Origin of the sequence: Streptococcus infantis (genome assembly GCF_047463615.1) — a bacterium.
Classification (GTDB): Bacteria; Bacillota; Bacilli; order Lactobacillales; family Streptococcaceae; genus Streptococcus; species Streptococcus infantis_X.
Genome location: NZ_JASHDO010000018.1, coordinates 1 through 8029, shown reverse-complemented (window position 1 = coordinate 8029; position 8029 = coordinate 1). Strand labels below are relative to the sequence as shown.

At 40.1% G+C, this 8029-nt stretch carries 2 protein-coding genes; both read left to right on the top strand.

Annotation, left to right across the window (positions count from 1 at the left end):
- Positions 1–1902 (top strand): SIALI-17 repeat-containing surface protein (locus QM874_RS09760; protein WP_414317120.1); only part of this gene is annotated, 1902 nt, incomplete at its 5' end.
- Positions 1903–2607: 705 nt separating this feature from the next.
- Positions 2608–8029: accessory Sec-dependent serine-rich glycoprotein adhesin (locus QM874_RS09755; protein WP_414317119.1), on the top strand; the 5422-nt coding region annotated here is incomplete at its 3' end.

The window sequence follows — 8029 nt, the reverse complement described above, 5'->3', positions numbered from 1 at the left end:
TCAGCTATTCAAGAAGCTAAGACTCAAGATGCAGTAGATAAGGCTTTGGCAACTGGTCTAGCTGCTATCAATCAACTTCAAGCAACTCCGAAAGAGGAACCAAAACCAGAAGAACCAAGCAAACCAGTAGAGCCTAAGCTTGACTACGATAAAGCTATGGCAAGCTTGTCAGAAGCTATTAAAAGTAAAACAGCTGAGTTGGGTGATGACAAGGAAGCTAAGAAGAAACTAGTTGAACTAGCAGAACAAGCCTTAGCTGCTATTGAAGAAGCCAAAACTCAGGATGCAGTAGATAAGGCCTTGCAAGACGCTTTGACATCTATCAACAATCTTCAGGCGACACCGAAAGAGGAACCAACTCCAGAAGAGCCAAGCAAACCAGAAGAACCAGCACAGCCAGAGGAGCCAAGCAAACCAGAAGAGGAAGTGAAACATTCAACAGTTCCAGCTGAAGGAGATAAGGTCTTAGTTCAAACGCAACCAAGTCTTGAAGTAACTACAGAATCAATCACCTTTAATATTGTTCGTCGTGAGAATGCCTTCCTAGCTAAAGGTAAGGAACAAGTTGTTTCAGATGGTAAAGCAGGTCAAGTAACGACTTATGTAGAAGTAGATGGAGATACACGTAAGACAGTTAAGGTTGAACGTGAAGAAGCTCAAGATCGTGTCATCGAAGTTGGTACTTATGAAGGAACATCTGAGCCAGCTGGCGGTGTTAAAGAATTGAGCATTAGTCAACCAAGCCTTGAAGTAGTTGAAAAACCAATCCGCTTCAAGACAGTGAAGCAAGAAGACCCAACTCTTCCAGAAGGTAAAACTAGCGTGTCTCAAGTAGGTCGTGAAGGTAAAGAACGTGTTATCACCGAAGTAGCATTGGATGGAAGCCGTACTGAAAAACTTAGCGAAGTTGTTGAAGCAGCACAAGATGAGATTGTGTTAGTCGGAACTAAGAAAGTTGAAACAGGTAAAACAGATCCAGCGATCCATGAAGTCCCAGAGTTCACAGGTAGTGTCAATGGCGCAGAGGCTGCTAGTCATGAGCTTCCTGAATTTGCAGGTGGAGTAAATGATGAAGAAGCAGTTGTTCGTGGAGAAGATCCAGAGTTCACAGGTAGTGTCAATGGCGTAGAGGCTGCTATCAACGAGGTTCCAGAGTTCACTGGAGGAGCAAATGGCGAAGAAGCAGCTATTCGTGGAGAAGATCCAGAGTTTACTGGTGGAGTCAATGGACCAGAAGTTGCTATCAACGAGGTCCCAGAGTTCACTGGCGGAGTAAATGGCGCAGAAGCAGCTCTTACCGAAGTTCCAGAGTTCACAGGTAATGTCAATGGAGCAGAAGCTGCTATCAACGAGGTCCCAGAGTTCACTGGCGGAGTAAATGGCGCAGAAGCAGCTCTCACCGAAGTTCCAGAGTTCACTGGCGGAGTAAATGGCGCAGAAGCTGCTATCAACGAGGTCCCAGAGTTCACTGGCGGAGCAAATGGCGAAGAAGCAGCTACTCGTGGAGAAGATCCAGAGTTCACTGGTAATGTCAATGGAGCAGAAGCTACTATCAACGAGGTCCCAGAGTTCACTGGCGGAGCAAATGGCGCAGAAGCAGCTACTCGTGGAGAAGAGCCAGAGTTTACTGGTGGAGTCAATGGAGCAGAAGCTGCTATCAACGAAGTCCCAGAGTTTACTGGCGGTGTGAATGGAGCTGAGGCAACAATTCATGAAATTCCAGAATACAAGGATATGCAGTCTCTTGTAGCGTCACAAGACAAGGCAAATCAAGCACCTACAAATCGTCAACACAGTCTCCCAGAGACAGGAACTAAAGAAACTGTTACACTGGCAACCTTAGGTGTTGTTGGAGCGCTTCTTGGACTTGCTGCAACGGGAAAGAAAAAAGAGGACGAATAAAATATTGAGCACTCAAAAATTACTTTTGAGGAAGCGTAGATATTATCCAAAAACGCTTGGAGCTGTCTAAGAGATAGAGATTGGACCAAGAAGCTAATCTCGACATTAAAAAGCGGACAAAACTAGTTTTCTGATAGTCAGAATTTAGTCTTGTTCGCTTTTTTCTTGTTTTTAACTGTAGTACATTAGTGAAAGATAGCGGCAGAGGAAAAGGAAATAGATTCTTTCTTTATGAAGTTGGTCTGATGAAAATTTATGTCTTCAACTGTTTAGTTAAGTTCAACAGAGTTGGAAGTCCGATAGAGGAGCTCTCTTTTAATCTATTTGAACGACAGTAAAGGGATTTTTCAGAATGATAGCAATATTCTCGACTTATTTTCAAGAGATATTTGTAGGTAATTTCTCTAGTCTTCTATCATTATATTCATTTTTTTATATGTGTTTTTGGAGTAGATTTGGGATGGGTTTTGAATTATTGGATTCATATTTTTATCTTTGTTTCAAAGGATAAAAAGATAGAATAAATTGTATTTTATATCGTGTTTTTCTTTTAACTGCTCTTTTAAAAACTTTGCGTTAAATTTCTTGCTTTTATACAGTAATAATGTATAATGAAAGTGAATACAATTAAAAAAGGAGACTGACATGTTTTTTAAACGTTCAAACGGAGAATTTCGTGAAACCGATCGAGTGACTTGATTCAAATTGATCAAGTCAGGTAAGAATTGGTTGCGTGCATCTACTTCGAGCTTTGGGCTTCTAAAAGTGATTCGAGGTCAAGTCGAAGAAACTATCGTAGCCGAGGTACGTGAAGATGCTGCTTCAGTTAAGGGATTGACTAGTCGAGGTTTCATAAAAGGAATCGTAGTAGCAACAGCTGTCCTCGGTGCAACAACACTTGTAAATACGGGGTATGCTGATGAGCAAGGGAAGGACGCAGTTCCTACATCGGCTTTAGTAAGTTCACCAGAAGTTGCAACAGGATCAGAATCATTAAGTGAGCAAGATTCTAAAGAGTCACCAGTAGTTGGCAATGAATCTGCCACAGAAGCAAAGGTAACAGCAGCAACTTCAACTGAGGTAGCTGAAGATGTTCCAGCGGCGGATGATAAAGCCGTCTTAGAACAAAATGCTTCTGAAGCAGCTTTGTTGACAAAAATTGCAGATAAATATGCGTCAAACCATCAAAATTCAGAGCAAAAAGCAGCAATCAGTGACGCAGTTGCTAAAGTTCAATCAGAATTATCAGCCGGAACTAATTTGACGGAAGCTACTGCTCAATCATACGCTGATCAACGTGCACGTCTGAGCAAGTCAGTAGATGATATGATGGCAACCTTGAAAGCCGCAGGCTTTGAAGGGAACACCACTGTTAACGGAGCACCTGCAGTTTCTGCACAGTTGGCACCAATCTCAACTGAAGGTAACGGGTCTGTAGCTACTTCTCCAGTTATCTCTGAACCAAACGGTGCAACTATTGAAGATGCGGCCTTTAACAAAGCAGGTTACTCTTTGGATCCAAATGCTGACCGTTACACATTTGGTGTATGGCAATTCCTTAAAACGGATCAATCAACTGGCAAGAAAACCTATTTTGATTACTACGCAACACTTTCAGTAGATCGTTCAGCGATTAAAGGTGATCTTTCAGTAAAGCCTGATGTTTACTTGCGTATCATCAAGAAGTCTGATGGTTCTGAAGCCTTCACTCGTACTATCAAAGCTGGTGAAAGCAATATCTCGCTTCCGGGTTACATAACAGATAACAATACGGATGTTACAAATACATTGACTTATACAGGTGCTAACGGAACTGATCCTGGTAACGTGACATTCTCATTCGTTAACCCAAATCTTGAGTATGAAACACTTCAAATTCGTGATACCAACTTCCCAGGTAACGAAAACGAAGATAAACCAAACATTCAAACTTCTGTTCCATATGCAACGGTAAATCAAACAACTCACTATAAAGTAGTTGATAGTAGCAAGTACACAGAAGGAAAACTATATACACCTACTGGAAATGAAACAGATCTTGCATCTTACACTCATACAGGTCTTGCTGGCCAACAATTTACAGCTTCAAACAACCGTGATATCCCTGGATACAAGCATGTAGCTGCTACAACAGATTCTACTCAAAAAACATCTGGTATCCTTGGTAAAGGTGTTGTAGGTCAAAAACTTGTCGAACTTCAGGGTGGAGCAAATCACTATTATGTGAAACGTATATCTGAAATCGTTGATACAGAAGGGTCAACTGTAACTAAATTCTACGCTCTTGATCCGTCTCAAGTTAATAACTTTACTACATCTGATATTGGTACAGAAGATGTATCGAAATACACACTCATTTACACTAGTAAAGTCAATAAGGCTGGTGAAGAGTGGAAGGCTGACGAGACAAAAGTTACAAAAGTAAACAGTAAAAATGGTGATTACTATCTTGAAGTCAACGAAACTGCTGGAAGCAAATCACTCATTATTACTGGTTGGTCGTCTCCTACTGAGACAGATACTTATAAACAAATGGACGGAACTTTGCACACTTATCCACGTCCATTCAAAGGTGCTCCAAACCCTACATTGACACCTGCTGGATCAGGTAATAACAGTTACAACGTCATTGCTGGTAAAGTTCCAGAAATCCAAGCAGAAGGATCTGTTGCCAATGACCCAACTGCTCCAAATGGTAAAGTGTACACCAAATTGAAAGGGTATGCTTCATTCTCGAATAACTATTCAATTCCAAGTAACCTTAAACCATCTACTGATGTAAACTACTACTTTGTCAAGTCTGATGTTAAAGGTAATGTCTATGTTCATTATAAAGATACAGAAGGCAAGACTATTAAACCAGATGTAACCGATGAAAAAGATCAACCAGTTAATAAGGCCTACGATACAGTTGTAGACAATCGTCCGAACGAGATTACATTCGAAGGTAAGACTTACGAGTTAGTCCCAGCTGGTAACTACACAGTAGGTGAAGTTGATGACCAAGGTCACCTTAAGTCATCAGACCCAACAACAGGTGTAGTTGCTAAAGAGGATAAGAATGTAACTTACATCTACAAACTTAAAGTAGGTGAAGTTGTTATCACTTATGTGGATGAGAAGGGTAAAGAGCTTCAAAAACCTCGTCAAGACACACCAAACTCACCATACGATACACCATATAACACTACTGAAGAAGATGAAAAACCTAACTTCATCAAGGCAGAAGATGGTAAGACCTATAAGATCGTACCGAAGGGTGACTATCCAGTAGGTAAGGTTGATGAAAATGGTCACCTTGAATCATCTGACCCAGTTACAGGTAAGGTTACTAAACCAAAATCAACCATCACTTATGTTTATAAAGAAGTGAATGGTAATGTCTATGTACACTATGTAGATACAGAAGGCAAGACAATCAAGGAAGATGTTACTGATGAAAAAGCTCAACCAGTAGACAAAGACTACGACACAGTTGTAGACAACCGTCCACAAGAGATTGAATTCGAAGGTAATACTTATGAATTGGTTCCAGCTGGTAACTACACAGTAGGTGAAGTTGATAAAGATGGTCACTTGAAGTCAACAGACTCAACAACTGGTAAAGTCATCGAAGGTGATAAGAATGTAACCTATGTTTACAAACTTAAAGAAAAGCCAAAAGGTGAAGTAGTTATTACTTACGTGGATGAGAAGGGTAAAGAGCTTCAAAAACCTCGTCAAGACACACCAAACTCACCATACGATACACCATATAACACTACTGAAGAAGGTGAAAAACCAAACACAATCAAGAGTGAAGATGGTAAGACCTATAAGATCGTACCGAAGGGTGATTATCCTGTAGGTAAGGTTGATGAAAATGGTCACCTTGAATCATCTGACCCAGTTACAGGTAAGGTTACTAAACCAAAATCAACTATCACTTATGTTTATAAAGAAGTGAATGGTAATGTCTATGTCCACTACGTTGATACAGAAGGCAAGACAATCAAGGAAGATGTTACTGATGAAAAAGCTCAACCAGTAGACAAAGACTACGACACAGTTGTAGACAACCGTCCACAAGAGATTGAATTCGAAGGTAAGACTTACGAATTGGTACCAGCTGGTAACTACACAGTAGGTGAAGTTGATAAAGAAGGTCACTTGAAGTCAACAGACCCAACAACTGGTAAAGTCATCGAAGGTGATAAGAATGTAACCTATGTTTACAAACTTAAAGAAAAGCCAAAAGGTGAAGTAGTTATTACTTACGTGGATGAGAAGGGTAAAGAGATTCAAAAACCTCGTCAAGACACACCAAACTCACCATATGACACACCATATAACACAACTGAAGAAGGTGAAAAACCAAACACAATCAAGAGTGAAGATGGTAAGACCTATAAGATCGTACCGAAGGGTGATTATCCTGTAGGTAAGGTTGATGAAAATGGTCACCTTGAATCATCTGACCCAGTTACAGGTAAGGTTACTAAACCAAAATCAACTATCACTTATGTTTATAAAGAAGTGAATGGTAATGTCTATGTCCACTACGTTGATACCGAAGGCAAGACAATCAAGGAAGATGTTACTGACGAAAAAGCTCAACCAGTAGACAAAGACTACGACACAGTTGTAGACAACCGTCCACAAGAGATTGAATTCGAAGGTAATACTTATGAATTGGTTCCAGCTGGTAACTACACAGTAGGTGAAGTTGATAAAGATGGTCACTTGAAGTCAACAGACTCAACAACTGGTAAAGTCATCGAAGGTGATAAGAATGTAACCTATGTTTACAAACTTAAAGAAAAGCCAAAAGGTGAAGTAGTTATTACTTACGTGGATGAGAAGGGTAAAGAGATTCAAAAACCTCGTCAAGACACACCAAACTCACCATACGATACACCATATAACACAACTGAAGAAGGTGAAAAACCAAACACAATCAAGAGTGAAGATGGTAAGACCTATAAGATCGTACCGAAGGGTGACTATCCAGTAGGTAAGGTTGATGAAAATGGTCACCTTGAATCATCTGATCCAGTTACAGGTAAGGTTACTAAACCAAAATCAACTATCACTTATGTTTATAAAGAAGTGAATGGTAATGTCTATGTACACTATGTAGATACAGAAGGCAAGACAATCAAGGAAGATGTTACTGATGAAAAAGCTCAACCAGTAGACAAAGACTACGACACAGTTGTAGACAACCGTCCACAAGAGATTGAATTCGAAGGTAATACTTATGAATTGGTTCCAGCTGGTAACTACACAGTAGGTGAAGTTGATAAAGATGGTCACTTGAAGTCAACAGACTCAACAACTGGTAAGGTTATCGAAGGCGATAAGAATGTAACCTATGTTTACAAACTTAAAGAAAAGCCAAAAGGTGAAGTTATTATCACTTATGTTGATGAGAAGGGTAAAGAGATTCAAAAACCTCGTCAAGACACACCAAACTCACCATACGATACACCATATAACACTACTGAAGAAGGTGAAAAACCAAACACAATCAAGAGTGAAGATGGTAAGACCTATAAGATCGTACCGAAGGGTGACTATCCAGTAGGTAAGGTTGATGAAAATGGTCACCTTGAATCATCTGATCCAGTTACAGGTAAGGTTACTAAACCAAAATCAACCATCACTTATGTTTATAAAGAAGTGAATGGTAATGTCTATGTACACTACGTTGATACCGAAGGCAAGACAATCAAAGAAGATGTGACTGACGAAAAAGCTCAACCAGTAGACAAAGACTACGACACAGTTGTAGACAACCGTCCACAAGAGATTGAATTCGAAGGTAATACTTATGAATTGGTTCCAGCTGGTAACTACACAGTAGGTGAAGTTGATAAAGATGGTCACTTGAAGTCAACAGACTCAACAACTGGTAAAGTCATCGAAGGTGATAAGAATGTAACCTATGTTTACAAACTTAAAGAAACACCAGCTGAGCCTAAGGGTAACGTTTATGTTCACTATGTAGATACCGAAGGTAAGACAATCAAGGAAGATGTTACTGACGAAAAAGCTCAACCAGTAGACAAAGACTACGACACAGTTGTAGACAACCGTCCACAAGAGATTGAATTCGAAGGTAAGACTTACGAATTGGTACCAGCTG